Source organism: Amycolatopsis sp. AA4, from assembly GCF_002796545.1.
Classification (GTDB): domain Bacteria; phylum Actinomycetota; class Actinomycetes; order Mycobacteriales; family Pseudonocardiaceae; genus Amycolatopsis.
Window position 1 is genome coordinate 6,982,167 of the sequence record NZ_CP024894.1, and the last position, 20,166, is coordinate 7,002,332.

17 protein-coding genes are annotated in these 20,166 nt (G+C 69.2%); 6 read left to right on the forward strand and 11 right to left on the reverse strand.

Annotation, left to right across the window (positions count from 1 at the left end):
* The first annotated feature begins 23 nt into the window (after positions 1-23).
* A complete protein-coding gene (ald, locus tag CU254_RS32195; RefSeq protein WP_009082895.1) occupies positions 24-1,139 on the forward strand; it encodes an alanine dehydrogenase in 1,116 nt (371 codons plus the stop codon).
* Between the two features lie 638 nt (positions 1,140-1,777).
* Entirely contained in the window at positions 1,778-5,407 is a 3,630-nt protein-coding gene (locus tag CU254_RS32200; protein WP_199786379.1) for an ABC transporter ATP-binding protein, read from the forward strand.
* 237 nt (positions 5,408-5,644) lie between these two features.
* Here CU254_RS32200 and CU254_RS32205 read toward each other — a convergent pair whose 3' ends face one another.
* The 5 genes from CU254_RS32205 to CU254_RS32225 all read right to left on the reverse strand — a co-directional run bounded on the left by CU254_RS32205 (position 5,645) and on the right by CU254_RS32225 (position 8,372).
* Complete coding sequence (locus CU254_RS32205) at positions 5,645-6,406, reverse strand: ABC transporter permease (protein ID WP_009082899.1); 762 nt, start codon at positions 6,404-6,406, stop codon at positions 5,645-5,647.
* Positions 6,403-7,173, reverse strand: a complete 771-nt coding sequence (locus tag CU254_RS32210) for an ABC transporter ATP-binding protein (protein WP_009082901.1) — start codon at positions 7,171-7,173, stop codon at positions 6,403-6,405. Before CU254_RS32210 ends, CU254_RS32205 begins: the two co-directional genes overlap by 4 nt.
* Positions 7,170-7,553 (reverse strand): DUF1048 domain-containing protein, encoded by a 384-nt coding sequence (locus CU254_RS32215; protein ID WP_009082903.1) that lies wholly within the window; start codon positions 7,551-7,553, stop codon positions 7,170-7,172. Before CU254_RS32215 ends, CU254_RS32210 begins: the two co-directional genes overlap by 4 nt.
* Positions 7,543-7,884 (reverse strand): PadR family transcriptional regulator, encoded by a 342-nt coding sequence (locus CU254_RS32220; protein WP_009082905.1) that lies wholly within the window; start codon positions 7,882-7,884, stop codon positions 7,543-7,545. Before CU254_RS32220 ends, CU254_RS32215 begins: the two co-directional genes overlap by 11 nt.
* Positions 7,885-8,099: 215 nt before the next feature.
* Positions 8,100-8,372 carry a hypothetical protein gene (locus tag CU254_RS32225; protein WP_037715514.1) on the reverse strand — a complete coding sequence of 91 codons (273 nt, stop codon included), beginning with the start codon at positions 8,370-8,372 and terminating at the stop codon, positions 8,100-8,102.
* A 628-nt stretch (positions 8,373-9,000) separates the two neighbouring features.
* Here CU254_RS32225 and CU254_RS32230 point away from each other — a divergent pair.
* Positions 9,001-12,690: a multifunctional oxoglutarate decarboxylase/oxoglutarate dehydrogenase thiamine pyrophosphate-binding subunit/dihydrolipoyllysine-residue succinyltransferase subunit gene (locus CU254_RS32230; RefSeq protein WP_009082910.1), complete on the forward strand. Its 3,690-nt coding sequence runs from the start codon at positions 9,001-9,003 to the stop codon at positions 12,688-12,690.
* Between the two features lie 58 nt (positions 12,691-12,748).
* On the opposite strand, the gene CU254_RS32235 is transcribed toward CU254_RS32230, so the two are convergent.
* Complete coding sequence (locus CU254_RS32235; RefSeq protein WP_009082912.1) at positions 12,749-13,198, reverse strand: nitroreductase family deazaflavin-dependent oxidoreductase; 450 nt, start codon at positions 13,196-13,198, stop codon at positions 12,749-12,751.
* A 150-nt stretch (positions 13,199-13,348) separates the two neighbouring features.
* Between CU254_RS32235 and CU254_RS32240 the strand changes: the two genes are divergently transcribed.
* Together CU254_RS32240 and CU254_RS32245 are read left to right on the forward strand one after the other, a co-directional pair.
* On the forward strand, positions 13,349-14,587 hold the full coding sequence (locus CU254_RS32240; protein ID WP_037715518.1) for an FAD-dependent oxidoreductase: 1,239 nt from the start codon (positions 13,349-13,351) through the stop codon (positions 14,585-14,587).
* Between the two features lie 60 nt (positions 14,588-14,647).
* Positions 14,648-15,847 (forward strand): MFS transporter, encoded by a 1,200-nt coding sequence (locus tag CU254_RS32245; RefSeq protein ID WP_009082916.1) that lies wholly within the window; start codon positions 14,648-14,650, stop codon positions 15,845-15,847.
* Here CU254_RS32245 and CU254_RS32250 read toward each other — a convergent pair.
* Entirely contained in the window at positions 15,795-16,142 is a 348-nt protein-coding gene (locus CU254_RS32250; RefSeq protein WP_199786035.1) for a hypothetical protein, read from the reverse strand. The genes CU254_RS32245 and CU254_RS32250 overlap by 53 nt on opposite strands.
* A gap of 88 nt (positions 16,143-16,230) precedes the next feature.
* On the opposite strand from CU254_RS32250, the gene CU254_RS32255 reads away from it, so the two are divergent.
* On the forward strand, positions 16,231-16,758 hold the full coding sequence (locus CU254_RS32255) for a GNAT family N-acetyltransferase (protein ID WP_037715521.1): 528 nt from the start codon (positions 16,231-16,233) through the stop codon (positions 16,756-16,758).
* Between the two features lie 10 nt (positions 16,759-16,768).
* On the opposite strand, the gene CU254_RS32260 is transcribed toward CU254_RS32255, so the two are convergent.
* Genes CU254_RS32260 through CU254_RS32275 form a run of 4 tightly spaced genes read right to left on the reverse strand, consistent with a single transcriptional unit; the run spans position 16,769 to position 20,140 of the window.
* Positions 16,769-17,662, reverse strand: a complete 894-nt coding sequence (locus CU254_RS32260) for an ABC transporter substrate-binding protein (protein ID WP_009082920.1) — start codon at positions 17,660-17,662, stop codon at positions 16,769-16,771.
* The gene (locus CU254_RS32265; protein ID WP_009082922.1) at positions 17,659-18,363 is read right to left on the reverse strand and encodes an ABC transporter permease; all 705 of its coding nucleotides are present in this window, start codon (positions 18,361-18,363) and stop codon (positions 17,659-17,661) included. The genes CU254_RS32260 and CU254_RS32265 overlap by 4 nt, the downstream gene beginning before the upstream one ends.
* Positions 18,360-19,052: an ABC transporter permease gene (locus tag CU254_RS32270; RefSeq protein WP_009082923.1), complete on the reverse strand. Its 693-nt coding sequence runs from the start codon at positions 19,050-19,052 to the stop codon at positions 18,360-18,362. Before CU254_RS32270 ends, CU254_RS32265 begins: the two co-directional genes overlap by 4 nt.
* Entirely contained in the window at positions 19,052-20,140 is a 1,089-nt protein-coding gene (locus CU254_RS32275; RefSeq protein ID WP_009082925.1) for an ABC transporter ATP-binding protein, read from the reverse strand. Before CU254_RS32275 ends, CU254_RS32270 begins: the two co-directional genes overlap by 1 nt.
* Positions 20,141-20,166 lie beyond the last annotated feature (26 nt).

The following is a 20,166-nucleotide window of genomic DNA, read 5'->3' on the forward strand; positions in this document are numbered from 1 at the left end:
GAACCGCCGCCAGGAGGCAAGCAGTGCGCATCGCCGTTCCCCGTGAGATCAAGAAGCACGAGTACCGGGTCGCGTTGACCCCGGCAGGCGTGCACGAACTGGTCGGTCGCGGGCACGACGTCTTCGTCGAGACGGGTGCCGGGACCGGGTCGTCCATCACGGACGAGGAATACGTCGCCGCGGGCGCGAAGGTGCTCGCCACCGCGGACGAAACGTGGTCCGAGGGCGAGCTCGTGCTGAAGGTGAAGGAGCCGATCGCCGAGGAGTACCCGCGTCTGCGCAAGGACCTGGTGCTGTTCACGTACCTGCACATCGCCGCGGACCGGCCGCTGACCGACGCGCTGCTGGCCGCCGGCACCACCGCGATCGCCTACGAGACGGTACAGAAGGCGAACGGCGCGCTGCCGCTGCTGGCTCCGATGTCCGAGGTCGCCGGCCGGCTGGCCCCGCAGGTCGGCGCTTACGCGCTGATGAAGCCGAGCGGCGGCCGGGGCGTGCTGCCCGGCGGCATCCCCGGCGTGCACCCGGCGCGCGTGGTCGTCATCGGCGGCGGCGTGGCGGGCCTCAACGCCGCCCGCGTCGCCCTCGGCCTCGGCTCGGACGTGGAAATCCTCGACACGAACGTCGACCGCCTCCGCCAGATCGACAACGACTTCGGCGGCCGCATCCGCACCGTCACCTCCAACCGCCTGTCGGTCGAAGAGTCGGTCCTGGAAGCGGACATGGTCATCGGCGCGGTCCTGGTCCCGGGTGCGAAGGCCCCGAAGCTGGTCTCCAACGACCTGGTCTCCCGCATGAAGCCGGGCAGCGTCCTGGTGGACATCGCGATCGACCAGGGCGGCTGCTTCGCGGACTCGCGCCCGACCACGCACGACGACCCGACCTACACGGTCCACAACTCGGTCTTCTACTGCGTGGCCAACATGCCCGGCGCAGTCCCGCGCACGAGCACCTACGGCCTGACCAACGTAACCCTCCCCTACGCAGTGCAGCTGGCAGACAAGGGCTGGAAGCAGGCCCTGTCGGCAGACCCCGCCCTCGCCCTGGGCCTGAACACCCACGCAGGCGCCCTGACGAACGCCCCAGTAGCCACCGCCCACAACCTCCCCCACACCCCAGTAGAAACCGCACTGGCATAACCCCGCACCAACGAGAAGCGGCGAGGACCACCGGTCCTCGCCGCTTCTCTTATGCCCCAAGCTTTTTGTTCCAACCCAACCGCCCTCGCAACCGCAGCCGAAGGCACCGTGGGGGTCCGGGGGGCTCGGCCCCCCGGGTAATACGACGCCCCTTCCCGACGAAGCGCCGCCAGGCGCGAGTAGGGAAGGGCCAGAAGGGGCGACCCGCTCAACCAGCCTGGGGGTCACTGGGAGCGGGTCGCCGGGTACTAGCTTAAAGAACATTGGGCGGATGCGCTCGCCCGGGGGTGGATTTCCCCGGGGTTCTTCCCGGTGACCAGGTGAACGTTCAACCTTTCGCCGGTGCCGCCGGGACCAGGGTTTCCCTGCTCCACGACGCTTCCGGGAGCCTGCGGAACCCGCTGGCGTGCCCTTCGTCACCTCGTCCGAGGGAGCGCCGGTTGTGCCCGTTTGGTCCGGGCCGCGGGCTCGCCGGGGAATAAATTGTCGGTGCCGCTCCCTAACCTTGTGATGTGACCACCACTGCGACGCCTGCGCGTCAAGACCGTCCGATTGCTGAGACGGCGCCCCGACCGGTCGGCTGGGTGCGCCGGTTGTCCGCTGCCTGCTGGGAGCACCGCGGCGTTGTCGTGCTCGCGATGACGGCGGCGATCCTGAGCGTCGGCGTGCAGGCGGCGAGCCCGTTGCTGGTGCGGTCGGCGGTGGACGACGCGGTGGCCGGGCATACGTCGCAGCTGGCCGGGCTCGCGGTGGCGCTGGTGGCGTTGCAGGTTGTCGCGTTCGGCTCGGCGTTCCTGCGCCGGTATGTCGGCGGGCGGCTGGCGCTGGACGTGCAGCACGATCTGCGGAACCGGGTGTTCGGCGCGGTCTCGCGGCTGGACGGCGGGAAACAGGACGCGTTGCGCACCGGGCAGGTGGTGTCGCGCGCGATCTCGGATTTGCAGCTGGTCACCGGGTTGCTGATGCAGGTTCCGCTCTCGGCGGGGTCAGTGATTTTCGCGGTGCTCGCGCTCGGGGCGATGTTGTGGATGTCGCCGCTGCTCACGCTCATCGCGCTGGTGGTCGCGCCCGCGGTCGGGATCGTCGTGGCGTTGAGCAGGCGGCGGTTGTTCCCGGCGACGTGGTCGGCGCAGCAGCGGGCAGCGGATGTCGCGCAGCACGTCGAGGAAACCGTCACCGGCGTGCGCGTGGTGAAGGGTTTCGGGCAGGAGGCGCGCGAGGTCGCGCGGCTGGAGCGCACGGCTCGGAAGCTTTTCGCGGAGCGGCTGCGCGCGGCGAGGCTGTCCGCGTTGCCGACAGCGACCACGTCGGCGCTGCCTGCCGCGGGTCAGGTCGCGGTGCTGGCGATCGGCGGCATGCTGGCGTTGAACGGGCAGATCAGCCTGGGCACGTTCCTGGCCTTCGCCACCTATCTCGCGGCGTTGATCGGCCCGGCGCGGTTCCTGTCCGGCCTGGTCGTGCAGGCGCAGCTCACGCGTGCCGGCGCGGAGCGGGTGTACGAGCTGATCGACGCGCAGCCGGAGGTCACCGACAGCCCCGACGCGCGGCCGCTGCCGCCCGGCACGCTGGGCGTCGAACTGCGCGACGTGAAGTTCGGCTACACCCGCAGCGACCCGGTGCTCGACGGGCTCACGCTCGAAGCGCGGCCCGGCGAAACACTCGCGCTGGTGGGCACCGCGGGGTCCGGCAAGTCCACGATTTCCATGCTGCTGCCCCGGTTTTACGACGTGCATTCGGGTTCGGTGCGGGTCGGCGGGCTCGATGTGCGCGACGTGCCGTTGAAGGACCTGCGCCAGGCGATCGGCGTGGTCTTCGAGGAGGCGTTCCTGTTCTCCACGTCGGTGCGCGACAACATCGCGTACGGCCGCCCGGACGCGAGCGACGAGGAGGTCTTCGCGGCCGCTCGCGCGGCAGAAGCGGACGAGTTCATCCGCGCGCTGCCGGACGGATACGCCACCGAGGTCGGCGAGCGCGGGCTCACGCTGTCCGGCGGGCAACGGCAACGGCTCGGGCTGGCCCGTGCGCTGCTGACCGACCCGCGCGTGTTGATCCTGGACGACGCGACGTCCGCGATCGACACCGTCACCGAAGCCGCGATCCACGACACGCTGCGCGCGGTCACCGCCGAACGCACCACGTTGCTCATCGCGCACCGGCGGTCGACGCTGCAGCTGGCGGACCGGATCGCGGTGATGGACCAGGGCCGAGTCGTCGACGTCGGCACCGAAGACGAACTGCTGGCGCGGTGCGCGCTGTTCCGCGAACTGGTCGCCGGTCCGGGCGACGACGTCGAAAAACCGCACCGCTGCGACAACCTCGAGCCCGGCGCGGACGGCACCACGGCGGTGCTGTGGCCGGACGACCACCGCGACGAGGTCGACGCGCTCGCCGAGGCCGCGCAGTCCCGCGGCGGCCTGCCCGGCGGCGGAAGCGGCTTCGCGGGCAGCGGCGGCGCGGACGTGCCGCCGACCCCGGAACTGCTGGAAGGCGTCCGCCGCCTGCCTCCGGCCACCGACCGGCCCCGACTGTCCGATGTGGACGTTACCGCCCCGGACCCCGGTTTCCGGCTGTCTCGGATCCTGCGTCCGGTGCGGTGGCCGCTGATCGGAGTGATCGGCCTGGTCGCGGCCGACGCACTGGCCTCGCTCGCGCTGCCCGCGCTGTACCAACGCGGAGTCGACCACGGTGTGCTGCCCGGTGTCGCGAGCGTCGTGTGGTTGCTGGCCGGGATCGGCGCGCTCGTGGTCGCGGCCGACTGGTTCGTGGTGCGCTGGCAAACCCGGCTCACCGCCCGCGTCGGCGAGACAGTGTTGTACTCGCTGCGCGTGCGCAGTTACGCGCACCTGCAACGGCTCGGGCTGGACTACTACGAGCGCGAGCTGTCCGGGAAGATCATGACCCGGATGACCACGGACGTCGACGCGTTGTCCACGTTCCTGCAAACCGGCCTGGCCACCGCGGTCGTCAGCGCGCTCACGTTGGTGGGCATCACGGTCGCGCTGCTGGTCACCGATGCCGCGCTGGCCTTGTACGCGCTGGCCATGCTGCCGATCCTGCTCGTAGCCACGCTGATCTTCCGGCGGGTCGCTTCCCGTGCGTACAGCGAGGCGCGCGAGAAGGTGAGCGTCGTCAACGCGGACATGCAGGAGAACGTCAGCGGTCTGCGCGTCGCCCAGGCGTACACGCGCGAAGAGCGTTCGGCGGAGGTGTTCGCGTCCCGCAGCGACGACTACCGCCGCTCGCGGCTGCGCGCGCAGCGGTACATCGCGACGTACTTCCCGCTCGTCTCGCTGCTGTCGGATCTGGCGACCACCACCGTCCTGGTCGTCGGCGCACATCGCGTCGCAGGCGGCACGCTCGAAGCCGGCGTGCTGCTCGGATTCTTGCTGTACCTGCAGCAATTCTTCTCGCCGATCCAGCAACTGTCGTCGGTGTTCGACGGCTACCAGCAGGCCCGCGTCGGCCTGAGCCGCATCGGCGACCTGCTGCGCACGCCGACGTCGGTGCCCCCGGCCGAGCACCCGGTGGAACTGCCCGCGCGCCTGTCCGGCGAAGTGCGGTTCAAGGACGTCGATTTCTCCTACACCGGCGCGGAAAAGCCCGCGCTGGAGAACCTGACGCTCGACGTCGCGGCAGGCGAAACCGTCGCGCTGGTAGGCGCGACCGGCGCGGGGAAGTCCACCGCGGTCAAGCTCGTCGCCCGCTACTACGACGCCACCGGCGGCGCGGTGTTGATCGACGGCGTCGACGTCCGCGAGTACGACCTGCCCGCGCTACGCGCCCGGATGGGCGTGGTGCCGCAGGAAGCGCACCTGTTCTCCGGCACCGTCGCGGACAACGTGCGGTACGGCCGCCCCGAAGCCACCGACGCGGAAGTCGAGGCCGCCGTACGCGCGGTCGGCGCCCTGGACGGAGTAGCCGCGCTGCCCGCCGGTTTCCGCCAACCAGTAGGCGAACGCGGCCGCTCCCTCTCCGCCGGGCAACGGCAGCTGGTCGCGCTCGCCCGAGCCGAACTGGTCGACCCGGACGTCCTCCTGCTGGACGAGGCCACCGCCGCCCTGGACCCGGCCACCGAAGCCACGGTGCTCCGGGCCACCGAACACCTGGCCCGCCGCCGCACCACCTTCGTGGTCGCCCACCGCCTGGCCACCGCCGCGAAAGCGGACCGGATCGTCGTGCTGGACCACGGCCGCATCGTCGAACAAGGCAGCCACGCGGAACTGGTCGCCGCGAACGGCCACTACGCCCGGCTGTGGGCACTGGGATGAGCCAGACGATGCTGCGGGGCTAGAGACGCCGGGGATTGCCCACGCCGCCCTGAGGATGCCGATGCATCGCGCGAGCGCCACTGTCTCCAGGACGCTCGCGCGATGCCCGGCTTGTCCCACGTCGCCGATCAAAACCGTTGCAGCACATCGGCGAAACAGCACGCCGTCACCAACCGAACTCTCACGCGATGCCCGCCCAGCCAACCCACACTCAACCGGCCTGGACAGCCCGCGCGATCAAGAAATCTTGCGCCGGTAAATCACGTTGGCGAACACATACGCCACCGCCAAAATCCCCACGCACCAGGCCAGCGCCGTCCAGATCCCGGTGCCCACCGGGCGCTCGGCGAACAGATCGCGGATCGTGTTGACGATCGACGTCACCGGCTGGTGTTCGGCGAACGCGCGGACCGGGCCGGGCATGGTGGCGGTCGGGACGAAGGCCGAGCTGACGAACGGCAGGAAGATGAGCGGGTACGAGAACGCGCTCGCGCCGTCCGCGGATTTGGCGGTCAGGCCGGGGATCACCGCGATCCAGGTCAGCGCCAGGGTGAACAGGACGAGAATGCCGAGCACCGCGAGCCACGCCAGCGGGCCCGCGCTCGTGCGGAACCCCATCGCGAACGCCACCAGCACCACGACCGCCACCGAGATCAGGTTCGCGAGCACCGAGGTCAGCACGTGCGCCCACAGCACCGCCGACCGTGCGATCGGCATGGACTGGAAGCGTTCGAAGATGCCGCCCTTCATATCCAGGAAGAGCCGGAACGCGGTGTAGGCGATCCCGGAGGCGATGGTGATCAAGAGAATGCCCGGCAGCAGGTACGTCACGTACGACTCGGAACCGGTGTTGATCGCGCCGCCGAAGACGTAGGTGAAGAGCAGCAGCATCACGATGGGCGTGATCGTCGTGGTGATGATGGTGTCCAGGCTGCGGGTGATGTGCCGCAGTGACCGTCCTAACAGGACAGTGCTGTCGCCGACGAAGTGGCCGCTCATTGCCCGTCCCCCTTGTTTCCGGTGCCGACCAGGGAGAAGAAGACGTCTTCCAGCGTCGGCTGCTTCTCGACATACTCGACCTTGGCCGGCGGAAGAAGCCGCTTGAGCTCGTCCAGCGTCCCGTTCACGAGCACCCGCCCCTCGTGCAGGATCGCGATCCGGTCGGCCAGCTGCTCCGCCTCGTCCAGGTACTGCGTGGTGAGCAGCACCGTCGCGCCCTGCTCGGCCAGCTCTTCGACCGCGCGCCAGACATCGTTGCGTGCCTGCGGATCGAGCCCGGTCGTCGGCTCGTCGAGAAAGATCACCCGCGGGGTTCCGATCAGGCTCATCGCGATGTCGAGCCGACGGCGCATGCCGCCCGAGTACGTCGACACCTTGCGCGATCCGGCCTCGGTCAGCGCGAACCGCCGCAGCAGGCCGTCCGCGATCTCGCCGGGGTTGTCGAGGTGCCGCAGTTTGGCGACCAGTACGAGATTTTCGCGCCCGGTAAGGATTTCGTCGACCGCCGCGAACTGCCCGGTGAGGCTGATCGACTCGCGCACGTCCGCCCCCTGGCTCGCCACCGCGAACCCGTTGACCTCCGCTTCCCCCGCGTCGGCCTTGAGCAGCGTGGAGAGAATCCGCACGACCGTCGTCTTGCCCGCCCCGTTCGACCCGAGCAGCGCGAAAATACTGCCGCGCGCCACCTCGAAATCGACGCCGCGCAACACTTCCAGCTTGCCGTAGGACTTCCGCAGCCCCCGGACCCGGATCGCCGGCGCCGTCATCCCGCACCGCCGACCGCGCGGTCGATCGATTCGGTCAGCCGCGTCCGCTCCCGGGAAATCCAGTTCCCCTCGGGATAACTCCGGAGGAACTCCTCCGCGAACTCGACCGGCTCGTCGCCGACGATCTCCCGGACCGTCGTCCCGCTCGCCACGCTCTGCTCGAACAGGTCGATGAGATCGTCCAGCATCCGCAGATGGCTTTCCGCCGTCCCCGGCCCGAAATACTGCAGATACCGGTGCAGCGCCTTGATCGCCGCGCGGTAGTCCGGCGGCAGCTCCTCGACGCGCGCCTTGTACCGCCGGTACCGCTTCTTGTCCTCCAGCGGCCCGGTGACCACTTCCAGATAATGCAGATACCTGCTCTTGCCTTCATTCCCCATGTTCGATTCCCTCCTTGCGCAGCTGTTCGAGCCGGTCCGAGAGAAACCGCCAGTTCCGCCAGAACTCGTCGAGATTCGCCCTCCCCAGGGCGTTCAGCGTGTAGACCTTCCGCGGCGGCCCTTTTTCGGACGGCACTTTTTCGACGTCGACGAGCCCGCGTTGCTCGATCCGCACGAGCAACGCGTAGACGGTGCCCTCGGCGAGATCGGTGAACCCCCGTTCGCGCAACCAGGAGGTGATCTCGTACCCGTACGCGGGCCGCCCGGCGAGAATCGCGAGGACGATGCCCTCCAAGGTCCCCTTGAGCATCTCCGTCGCCTGCTTGCCCATCGAACGCCTTCCAGCTAGTCAGTGTTGCTGAGTACCACTAGATAGTAACACTGACTACCGGCGACAGGGAGGGCCTTTGCCGAGGCTCGAGAAGCCGAACAGGAAGAGCGGGCAGCGAAAAGGTCGCGATGCCGTTGGCCCGCAACAGAATCGACAGCGTGATTCAGCGGTGCGCCGCGCGAAGGAAGGCCGCGCGGTTCAGGAGAAGCCGAGAATCAGGGAAGTTCGCGCCAGCGGAGGTCGCCCCAGCCCGCCGAGGTGACATCGGCCAGCTCGGCCCAGCGAGTCGTCCCGGGGCGGACGTGCGTGTCCGAGCCGATGGACCACTCGGGCGCCTCCGGCTCGACGTGGTCGAACTCGTCGATGCCGGACGGGGTGCGCCACACCGCGGTGCAGGAATCGCACATCAGCACGACCTTGCCGTGCTCGGTGACCAGCGGGCGAATCAAACCCTGATCCCAGAACGACGGACATTCGACCAGCCACATCGCGCCACCACCGCCTCGCGCCTCGGAAAACCGCCGCGCCCCGAGCGAGGCCGCAGCCTTTCGACAGCACAACACCGCTCAGTGAACGAGCCGCTACGCAGACGCCAACTCGGCCGGAACAGGCGCGGACGGCCGAGCAGCGCATCACCTGGACGAATGACACATCCTTCGCGCGAGCCGCTTCGGGGCACCCGGTGGCCGCGGCGGACAGCACGACACCAATCCGCCTCACCGACCGCCGTGTCCTCGCCGACAGCCAAGCCCCCGGAATGCCCCCGCCCCGGGTCCGGCAAGCCGTCCACCCCCGCATGAGCCCCGGCCACCAGGAAGCCGGACCGCATGGTCCGGACCAACCCGGCGCCCACCGCGCCCAGCCGCACCGGCGGCGGCCCGGGCCGGGGATGTGGCCGGAATCACCCCAACCCGGCCGAGGTGGCGGCGATCGGTCCGGGCGACGCGTACGGTGGGCCCTGCTGTCTGTCAGGCTGGGCCTCTCAACCGATCCAGACAATGACGTGTCTCACGAGCGTCCAGGTGGCGTGTTTCCGGCCACCGGCAGGGGACTAGCCTGGCGGTCAGCAGATGCTTGTGATATCGGATCGAGAATGGATAGAGGCGAGAGCCAGCCGTGGCCAGCAGCAGTCCCGCATCGCAGTTCGGTGCCAATGAGTGGCTCGTCGAGGAAATGTACGAGCGGTTTCTCGCGGACCCCCAGTCGGTAGACGCCGCCTGGCACGATTTCTTCGCCGACTACAAGCCCACTCCGGGCGGCAACGGCACGCAGGCGGGAGAGAACGGAGAGGTCAAGTCCTCCGCTCCGGCCCCCGCGGCCAAGCCCGCGCCGGCCGCGAAGTCCTCGGCCGCCCCCGCGGCCAAGGCGCCCGCCGCCAAGGCTCCGGCGGCGAAGGCCCCGGCCGCCAAGAGCGCGCCGGCCGCGAAGGCCGCCCCGGCCGAGAAGCCCGCTCCGGCCAAGACCGCCCCGGAATCCAAGCAGCTCCGCGGTGCCGCGGCGGCGATCGCCAAGAACATGGACGCCTCGCTCGCCGTGCCGACCGCGACCAGCGTGCGCGCCGTGCCGGCGAAGCTGATGGCGGACAACCGCATCGTCATCAACAACCACCTCAAGCGCACCCGCGGCGGCAAGATCTCCTTCACGCACCTCATCGGCTACGCCATGGTGCGGGCGCTGAAGGACTTCCCGAACATGAACCGGCACTACCAGCTGATCGACGGGAAGCCGTTCGCGGTCACGCCGGAGCACGTGAACTTCGGCCTCGCGATCGACATGAAGGGCAAGGACGACTCCCGCACTCTCGTCGTGGCCTCGATCAAGGCCACCGAGAACATGACCTTCATGCAGTTCTGGCAGGCCTACGAGGAGATCGTCAAGAAGGCCCGCACGAACAAGCTCACCGCGGACGACTTCGCGGGCACCACCATCTCGCTCACCAACCCGGGCGGCATCGGCACCAACCACTCGGTGCCGCGGCTGCAGGCGGGCCAGGGCGCGATCATCGGCGTCGGCGCGATGCAGTACCCGGCGTCGTTCGAGGGCACCAGCGAGAAGACCCTGGTCGACCTCGCGGTCAGCAAGATCATGACGCTGACCTCGACCTATGACCACCGCATCATCCAGGGCGCGGAGTCCGGCGAGTTCCTAAAGCGCATTCACGAACTGCTGCTCGGCGAGGACGGCTTCTACGACGACGTCTTCACCAGCCTGCGGCTGCCGTACGAGCCGATCCGCTGGGTCGCCGACATCCCGGACGGCCCGGTCGACAAGACCGCGCGCGTCATGGAGCTGATCGAGGCGTTCCGGATGCGCGGCCACCTGATGGCCGACACCGACCCGCTGAACTACCGCCAGCGCAGCCACCACGACCTGGACGTGCTCAGCCACGGCCTGACCCTGTGGGACCTGGACCGCGAGTTCGCCGTCGGCGACTTCTCCAGCCGCGAGCGGATGAAGCTGCGCGACATCCTCGGCGTGCTGCGCGACTCGTACTGCCGCACGGTCGGGGTGGAGTACACGCACATCCTCGACCCCGAGGAGCGCGGCTGGATCCAGGAGCGCGTCGAGGTCCGGCACAGCAAGCCGGAGCCGTCCGCGCAGAAGTACATCCTGTCGAAGCTCAACGCCGCCGAGGCGTTCGAGACCTTCCTGCAGACCAAGTACGTCGGCCAGAAGCGGTTCTCGCTGGAGGGCGGCGAGACCGCGATCCCGCTGCTCGACACCATCCTGGACAAGGCCGCCGAGCACGAGCTCGACGAGGTCGTCATCGGCATGCCGCACCGCGGCCGGCTGAACGTGCTGGCGAACATCGTCGGCAAGCCGATCAGCCAGATCTTCCAGGAGTTCGAGGGCAACCTCGACCCGGGCCAGGCGCACGGTTCCGGCGACGTGAAGTACCACCTCGGCGCCGAGGGCAAGTACTTCCGGATGTTCGGCGACGGGGAGACCCGGGTGTCGCTGGCGTCCAACCCGTCGCACCTGGAGACCGTCGACCCGGTCCTCGAGGGCATCGTCCGCGCCAAGCAGGACATCCTCGACAAGGGCGGCGAGGGCTACACCGTGCTGCCGGTCCTGATGCACGGCGACGCGGCCTTCGCGGGCCAGGGCGTCGTGGCCGAGACCCTGAACCTGGCGCTGCTGCGCGGCTACCGCACCGGCGGCACCGTGCACGTCATCGTCAACAACCAGGTCGGCTTCACCACCGCGCCGGAGCACTCGCGCTCCAGCCAGTACGCCACCGACGTCGCGAAGATGATCGGCGCGCCGGTCTTCCACGTGAACGGCGACGACCCGGAGGCCGCGTACTGGGTCGCGAAGCTGGCGGTCGACTACCGCCAGGCGTTCCACAAGGACGTCGTGATCGACCTGGTCTGCTACCGCCGCCGCGGGCACAACGAGGGCGACGACCCGTCGATGACGCAGCCGGCGATGTACGACATCATCGATTCGAAGCGTTCGGTCCGGAAGACCTACACCGAATCGCTGATCGGCCGGGGCGACATCTCCGTCGAGGAGGCCGAGGCCGCGCTGCGCGACTTCTCCAGCCAGCTCGAGCACGTCTTCAACGAGGTCCGCGAACTGGAGCGGCACCCGGCGAAGGCGAGCCCGTCGGTCGAGGGCGAGCAGCAGATCCCGGCGAAGGTCGCCACCGCCGTGTCGCGCGAGGTCGTCGAGAAGATCGGCGACGCGTTCGTCAACCTGCCCGAGGGCTTCACCCCGCACCCGCGGGTCAAGCCGGTCATGGAGCGCCGCCACAAGATGTCCCGCGAGGGCGGCATCGACTGGGCGTTCGGCGAACTGCTCGCGTTCGGGTCGCTGGCGCTGGAAGGCCGTCTCGTGCGGCTGTCCGGCCAGGACTCCCGGCGCGGCACCTTCACCCAGCGGCACTCGGTGTTCATCGACCGCAAGAACGGCCAGGAGTACTCGCCGCTGCAGCACCTGGCCGACGGCCAGGGCCGCGTGATGATCTACGACTCGGCGCTGTCGGAGTACGCGGCCGTCGGCTTCGAGTACGGCTACTCGGTGGCGAACTCCGACGCGCTGGTGATGTGGGAAGCGCAGTTCGGCGACTTCGTCAACGGCGCGCAGACCGTGATCGACGAGTACATCTCCTCCGGCGAGGCCAAGTGGGGCCAGCGCTCGGACGTCGTGCTGCTGCTGCCGCACGGCCACGAGGGCCAGGGCCCGGACCACACGTCCGGCCGGATCGAGCGGTTCCTGTCGCTGTGCGCGGAAGCGTCGATGACCGTCGCGGTGCCGTCCACCCCGGCGAACTACTTCCACCTGCTGCGCCGGCACGCCCTCGACGGCATCCAGCGTCCGCTGATCGTCTTCACCCCGAAGTCGATGCTGCGGAACAAGGCGGCGACCTCGTCGGTCGAGGACTTCACCGGCCAGAGCCGGTTCATGTCGGTGATCGACGACGCGACGCAGGACCCGGCGAAGATCCGCAAGGTGCTGCTCACCTCGGGCAAGCTCTACTGGGAGCTGGTGGCCGAGCGCGAGAAGCGCGGCGCGGACGACGTCGCGATCGTGCGGATCGAGCAGTACTACCCGCTGCCGAAGAAGAAGCTGCTGGCCGCGGTGGAGCGCTACACGAACGCCCAGCAGATCGCGTGGGTCCAGGAAGAGCCGGAAAACCAGGGCGCGTGGCCGTTCTTCGGCCTCAACCTGCCGCGGAAGTTCCCGGAGTTCTTCGGCGGGCTCGACGTGGTGGCGCGGCGTCCGATGGCCGCCCCGTCGGCGGGTTCGTCCAAGGTGCACGAGGTCGAGCAGAAGGCGCTGATCGCCAAGGCGTTCGACTGATCCTCGTCTCCATCGAAGGCCGCCGCGGGATTCGTTCCCGCGGCGGCCTTCGCCGTTCTCAGACCGTTTCCACCCGAAACACCGCGATCTTCGCCGCGGCCGCCGCCACTCCGTCCGGCGTCGGCGACTCCGCCAGCCCGGTCGTCACGTAACGCTTCCCCACGCTCGGCGGCCCGTCGGCCACCACCTCCCGCAGCACCGGCCCCCGCTCCGCGACCGGCACCTCCGCGAACCGCACCCGCCGCGACCGCCGGCCCCGCGACAGCGTCCCCTCCCCGGCCGCGCGCACGTTCGCCACCCAGGCCGCCTTCGGGAACGCCTGGATCAGGTACTCCCCGCCCTGGACTTTCAATACTGCCAACGGAAACGTCCGCGGTTCGCCGCTGCGCCGCCCCGGGACGGTGAGCAGCTCCATCGGCCCGAACGCGAGCCCCGCGCGCTGCAGGGCGGTGATGACCCGGTTGATCGTGTTGACCTTGCGCCGGTATCCGGCTGCCTTCGTGTCCATGGCCCTGAGCGTACGCCAACTTGTATGACTTTCATACTTTCTCTTACTCATAGCTATACCTTCCGGGTATGCCCGGGGTGCCGGAACGGCAGTGGCGGCCTCCTCGCCGTACCCAGTTGACTGGTTCGCAAACACCCGAGGAGGGCTGGAGTGCACTACGACGTCGTCGTCGTAGGAGGCGGTGCTGGGGGTATCGCCTCCGCGGCCGGGGCGGCGCGGACCGGGGCACGGGTGCTGCTGGTCGAGCAGTACCCGTACCTGGGCGGCGCGGCGACGATCAGTTCCGTGCTGACCCTCTGCGGCTTCTTCGACCAGACCGGACAGCAGGTCGTCGCGGGCGTCGGCGAGGAGGTGCTGCGGCGGCTGCGCCACCGCGGTGCCTACGAAGAAAAGACCATGGGCTGGACGGGCAACAAGATCGTCCTGCTCGACCTGGAAACCACGAAACTGGTCTACGACGACTTGGCCGCCGACGCTGGCGTAGACGTCCTCCTGCACACCAAGCTCATCGGCGCGAAGCGGACCCACGGCGTCGTCACCGAGGTCGCACTGCACCATCGCGGCGGCCTCGAACGCGTGACCGCCGGTGCGTTCGTCGACGCCAGCGGCGACGGCGCGCTCCTGGCCGCCGCCGGCGCCGCCGTCCGGATCGCCCCGCTGAGCGACCGGCAAACCAGCACGCTCGTCTGCCGCTTCTCCGGCGTCCCCGAAGACGCCGACCTGTCCCGGGAGGGCCTGCGCGCCGCCGTCGCCGCGTACGAACGGGAAACCGGCGTCCAGCTGGCTCGCGACTACGGCATCGCCGTGCACCTTCCGGTGACCCGCGACGTCATCGCCCTGCTCGTAGACGAACAAACCGACGTCCTCGACGCCGCTGCGCTCAGCCGCGACGAAGCCAACGCGCGTCGGCAGGCGTGGCATTACCTGGACGCGCTGCGCAAACACCTCGCCGGCTGGTCGTCCGCGCGCCTCGAAGAAACCGGTCCGCAGCTGGGCATCCGCGAGGGCCGCCACCTGGTCGGGCGCGAACAGCTCACCGGCCGCGACGTCCGGACCGCCCGCAAACGCCCGGACGCGTCCATCGGCCGCTGCGGCTGGCCGATCGAGGACCACGCGGGCCCCGGGGTCACCCGCTACGAACCGATCGCCGGCCGGGGCTGGTACGACCTCCCCTACGGCGCGATCTGCTCCGCCGACACCTCGAACGTCTGGGCAGCCGGCCGGCTGACCAGCTCCGACGACGACGCGTACGCCTCCGTCCGGGTCATGGGCACCGCCTTCGCGACCGGCCACGCCGCCGGGGTCGCCGCCGCCCAGTACGTCGACGGCCGAGCCCACGACGTCCGCGCGATCCGGGCCGAATTGCACCGCCAGGGCGCCCTGGCTTGACCGCCGCCGCTCGGTAACGGGAACCTTCCCTGATCATCCTCCCGGTCCGAAGGAGCGCCCATGCCGAGCCGCTATCGCTGGGTCGTTTTGCTGCTCTGCTGGGCAGTGTTCACGATGACCTCGGTAGACCGGTCCACGTGGGGCCCCGCGTCCTCCGCGGTCAGCGATTCGCTCGGCGTGCCGCTCGCCGCGCTCGGGATCTTCGCCACCTGCTACTACATCGGCTACGTCATCTCGAACACCGCCGGCGGCTTCCTCTCCGACTGGCTGGGCAGTCGCGCGATCCTCGGCATCAGCTCCCTGGTCGCGGGCGCGCTGATGGTCGGCTTCGGCTCAACCACCTCAATCGCCTGGGGTCTCGTCCTGCAAGCTTTGCTGGGCCTGTTCGCCGGAGTCGACTTCTCCGCCGGGCTGAAGCTGATCACCACCTGGTTCCGTCCCGAGGAACACGGCCTGGCGAGCGGCATCTTCATGACCGCGACGTCACTGGGCACGGTCGTAGCCAACGCCGTCGTGCCCACGCTCGTGAAAAACAGCGGCTGGCCCGTGTCGTACCACCTCTTCGGCGCTGTCACCGTCGCGCTCGGCCTGCTGTGCCTGGCCTTCCTCCGCAACGGCACCGCGGCTGCTTCCCCTCGCCGCGGTCTGCCGAACCCTCGCCCGCTCTTCCGCAACCGCGACCTGCTGCTCCTGGGCTTGGCAGGTTTCGGCGGCCTGTGGGGCACCTACGGTTTCGTCACGTGGTCCAACACCCTGATGATCCGAGGCGAACACATCGACCCCGTCCGGGCCGGGGTAGTCCTGGTCATCTTCTCCGGCACGGCGGTAGTGATCAAACCGCTGATCGGCTGGCTGACCGACAAAGTCGGCCTGGGCAGGCGAATCCCCATCATCGCCGTCTTGGTCCTGTTCGGCGCCGCCCTGCTGGTCTTCGGTTCTCTCAGCAGCTACGGCGCTTTCCTAGTGGTAGCCCCGATTCTCGGCATCGGCGCGTACGCCTACAGCCCCCTGACCGCCGCGATGATCCCCGCCCTGACCGGTGCCCGCCTAGCCGGTTCCGCCGCTGGCGCGGTGAACGCTTTCTGGCAACTGGGCAGCGTGATCGTGCCCGCCGTCGTGGGCCCGGTTTTCCACGCGACGGGCTCGTTCTACTCCGCGTTCCTCACCCTGGCCGCCGGACCGCTCGTGGGTGCGGTGGTCCTGTTGTTCATGCGAGACGACCGCCCGGCACGGGTTGCTCCGCAGACAGCCGCGGCTTGATCAGGGGCTTCCGAGCACCGGACCCGGCCACGGTGACGGTCAGGTCGAGCCACTCCTCCATCGACGTCAGCCGGGCGACCCCACCGAAGTCGGCGTACGCCTTCGCCAACTGTTTCCGGAAACTCCGCAATTCCTCGGCCCGCAATCCGGCGGGCACCCGAGCCGTGAACCCGCCGACCACGAGGTCGACCGGGCTGAAAAGCCAGTTGCCGTCCCAGAAATCGACCGCCCCCGCGTGCATCCGCCCCAGGACCTCGATCACCAGCCGATCGCCGTCCCTCGCCCCCAACCGCACCACTGCACCTCGCCCCCGGGCCTCCACCCTAATGCGGCCCGCCAAAATCATTTTCCGCGCACGCCTCCGCTCAGGGAAACTGAGCGACATGCAGATCCGCCAGTCCACCACCGCAGACGCGCCCGCGATCCACGCCGTGCACACCGCCGCGTTCCGGGTCCACAACCCGCACGTCACCGGCGAAATGCCAGAAGCCAAGCTAGTCACCGAACTCACCGCCGACGGCGATCTGCTCCCCGCGCTCTCGCTCGTCGCACTCCGCGACGGCGAAGTGATCGGCCACGCCTGCTCCAGCCCAGGCCGCCTCGGGGACGACCCGGAATCCGCCATCGGCTTCGGCCCGCTGGGCGTCCACCCGGACCACCACCGCAGCGGCGCCGGCTCAGCACTGGTCCACGCAACCATCGGTGCCGCCAACGCACTCGGCTACGGCCTGATCGTGCTGCTCGGCGACCCCGGCTATTACTCCCGCTTCGGCTTCGTCCTGGCCGAAAAGCTCGGCGTCACGCCGCCGGTACCGGAATGGGCCCCGCACTTCCAGGCCCTCCCGCTAGCGGCATACACCCCGGAAAACCACGGAGCATTCCGCTACGCCGCGGCTTTCGACCGGCTCTGAGCCGTTCGCATCACGAGGACTTCAGTCCGTTCCGCCGCAAGAACTCCTCCGCGACATCCTTCGCATTCCGCTTCTCGTCCGTGTACTGCACGTTCAGCTCAGTCAGCTGCTCAGTAGTCAGCGCCGCCGAAACCCGGTTCAACGCGGCCGTCTCGGCGGCGTTCAACGTGCCGCGCGCCACCAGCGGCACGATGTTCTGCGCCGGGAACATGTGTTTGTCGTCTTCCAGCGGCACGAACCCGTTGGACGCGATCGTCGCCGAGGTGCTGAACAGGTCCGCCACCTGCACCTCACCCGATTTCAGCGCCGCCACCGTGACCGGGCCGCCGGTGTCCGTCGTGCGGATTTCCTTGAATTCGCAGCCGTACAGCTGCTTGATCCGGTCTTTCCACCGGCTGCTCCACTGCCCGGGCCCGCCCATCACCAGGTCTTTGCAGCGCGGTCCCAGGTCCGAGAACGTCTTCACCCCGGTGGCCGCGAGTTCCTTGCCCACCACGAGCAAATCCTTGTCCTGCGCGGGTGACTGGTCGAGCACCTCGAAGCCGCGCGGGATTTTCTGCTTGAGCTGCGCGTAAACGTCTTCCGATGTCGTCGCGGGGGTACTCTTGTCGAAGTACCGCAGCAGGTTCCCGGAGTAATCCGGCACCACGGACAAAGATTTGTCCTGCAGCGCTTTCACCACGACTTCGCGACTGCCGACCGGCGGCCGCACCGTTACGTTGTGCGCGCCGACATTCCGCAGCGCCCCGGCGTAAATCTGGGCCAGCAAAGAGCTTTCCCCGACATCCGACGCACCGATGATGATATCGCCGCTCGTACCGCCCTCACCGCCGCCGGACAGCGGGTTTCCGCACGCCGACGCCAGCAGCGCGAGCCCGGCCACCAGGATCCCCCACCGTTTCACGCCGCTCCTCCCGCAGCCACTGCCCGGCCGGACGCCGCCTGCGCGGCCAGCCGGACTCCCTTGGGCACCAACGCCCGCTGCGCCGCGGCGAGCAGCAGGTCGACCACGATCGCCAGCAGCGCGGTGAGAATCGCGCCCGCGACGACCTCGGTGTAGTCCAAAATGGCCAGTCCGTCGAGCAGGAACCGGCCGAGGCCGCCGAGACCGACGTACGCGGCGACCGCGGCGGTCGCGATCAGCTGCAGCACCGCGTTGCGGATTCCGCCCAGTACCAACGGAAGCGCGATCGGCACCTCGACCTGCCACAGCCGTTGCCAGCCGGTCATTCCGATGCCCTGCGCGGCATCCACGACATCGTGTTCGGCGGCTTGCAGACCGGCGTATGTGCCCGCCAGCACCGGCGGGATCGCCAGCACCACCAAGCCGATGATCGTCGCCGTGGTGCTTTCGGTGAAGAGCAGGAACAGGAACGTGACGAGCCCGAGCGTCGGCAGGGCGCGGATCGCGTTGCCGACGCCGACCAGCACCACGCCGCCGCGGCCGGTGTGGCCGACGAACAGTCCGATCGGGATCGCGATCACCAGCGCGATGACGAGCGCCAGCACGACGTAGCCGACGTGTTCGACGAGCCGGGCGAGGATGCCGGCCGGGCCCTGCCAGTTCGCGGCGGTGGTGAACCAGGTGAAGACGTCGCCGATCATCCCGCCACCTCCGCGGCCGGCGCGCGACCCGCTCTCTCCCAAGGCGTCAGCAGATTCCGGAGCAAGACCAGCAGCAGGTCGACGATCAGCGCGAGCAGCATCGTCAGCACGATCCCGACCACGATCGGCGAGAAGTACTCCCGCTGGAACCCGTCGGTGAACAGCACGCCGAGCGCCCCGGTCCCGATCAGCGCGCCGACGCTGACCAGGCTGATGTTGCTCACCGACGCCACCCGGACCCCCGCCGCGAGCACCGGCACCGCGAGCGGCAGTTCGACGCTGAAGAACCGGCGCGGCTCGCGATACCCGATCGCCGTGGCGGCCGCGACGATGTGCGGCGGCACGGCTTCCAGCGCGTCGAGCACCGGACGCACCAGCAGCGCGGTGGTATAGATGGTCAGCGCGACGATCACGTTGATGCTGTCGAGAATCTTCGTGCCGATAATGCCGGGAATCACCACGAAAAGCGCCAGCGACGGGATCGTGTACAGCAGATTCCCCACCACCAGCAGCACACTGCGCGCGGGCCGCCAGCGATGTCCGAGCCAGCCGAACAGGATCGCCAGCACAATGCCCGCGACCAGCGGCACCAGCGCGAGATAGATGTTCTCGAGGAGATTGGCGAGGATCTCGCCGCGGTTGTTGGCGCTCGACAGGTACCGGCCGAGTTCGTCGAAGAAGCCGCCCATCAGGACGCCTGCGGGGAGGCCTCGATTACATCCAAGACCTGGTGCGCGACCACCGTCCCGAGCACGCGGTTCTCGTCGTCCACCACGACGCCGAGGCTGGCCGGCGACGACAGCGCCGCGTCGAGCGCCCCGCGGATCGGCGTGCCCTGCACGTACAGCGATCCGCCTGCCACGAGGTCGGTTTCGGCCAGCGGACCGTCCACAGTGGAGCCCGGCGGCAGCCAGCCGCGCGGCTGCTTCTCGTCGTTCACCGCGAGCAGCCAGCCGTCCGACGGACCGTCGATCTTGCTGCCCAGCTCGACGGTGCGGGCGGGCGACACCTCGACGCCGCGGCCCGGAAGGAAGGAAAGCCCGCGATAACCGCGATCGCGGCCGACGAAGGACGCGACGAAGTCGTCCACCGGATGCCGGAGCACGTCGGCCGGAGTGCCGTACTGCGCGAGCTTCCCGCCGACGCGCATCACCGCGACCTTGTCCCCCAGCCGCACCGCCTCGTCGATGTCGTGCGTGACGAACACGATTGTCTTGCCCAGCTGGGATTGCAGCCGCAGCAGCTCGTCCTGCAGTCCTTCGCGGACCACCGGGTCGACCGCGGAGAACGGCTCGTCCATCAGCAGCACCGGCGAATCGGCGGCGAGCGCGCGAGCCACGCCGACGCGCTGCTGCTGCCCGCCGGACAGCTGCGCCGGGTACCGCTTCCCGAGTTCCGTCGGCAGGCCGACCGTCTCGAGCAGTTCGGCCGCGCGGGCGCGTGCTTTGCGTTTGTCCCATCCGGACAGCAGCGGCACGGTAGCGATGTTGTCGAGCACTGTCCGGTGTGGAAAGAGCCCCGCGTGCTGGATCACATAGCCGATGCCGCGGCGCAGCACCGCCGGGTCGCCGTCGCTGACGTCCTTGCCGTCCAGCAGCACCGTGCCCGAGGTCGGCTCGACCATCCGGTTGATCATCCGCAGCGAGGTCGTCTTGCCGCATCCGGACGGTCCGACGAACACCGTGATCGTGCCGTCTTCCACGGTGAGCGAAAGGCCGTCGACCGCGACCGTGCCGTCCGGATAGCGTTTGACGACGTCTCGGAATTCGATGGTCACAGACTTCTCCCCACGTCCGGTGCAGA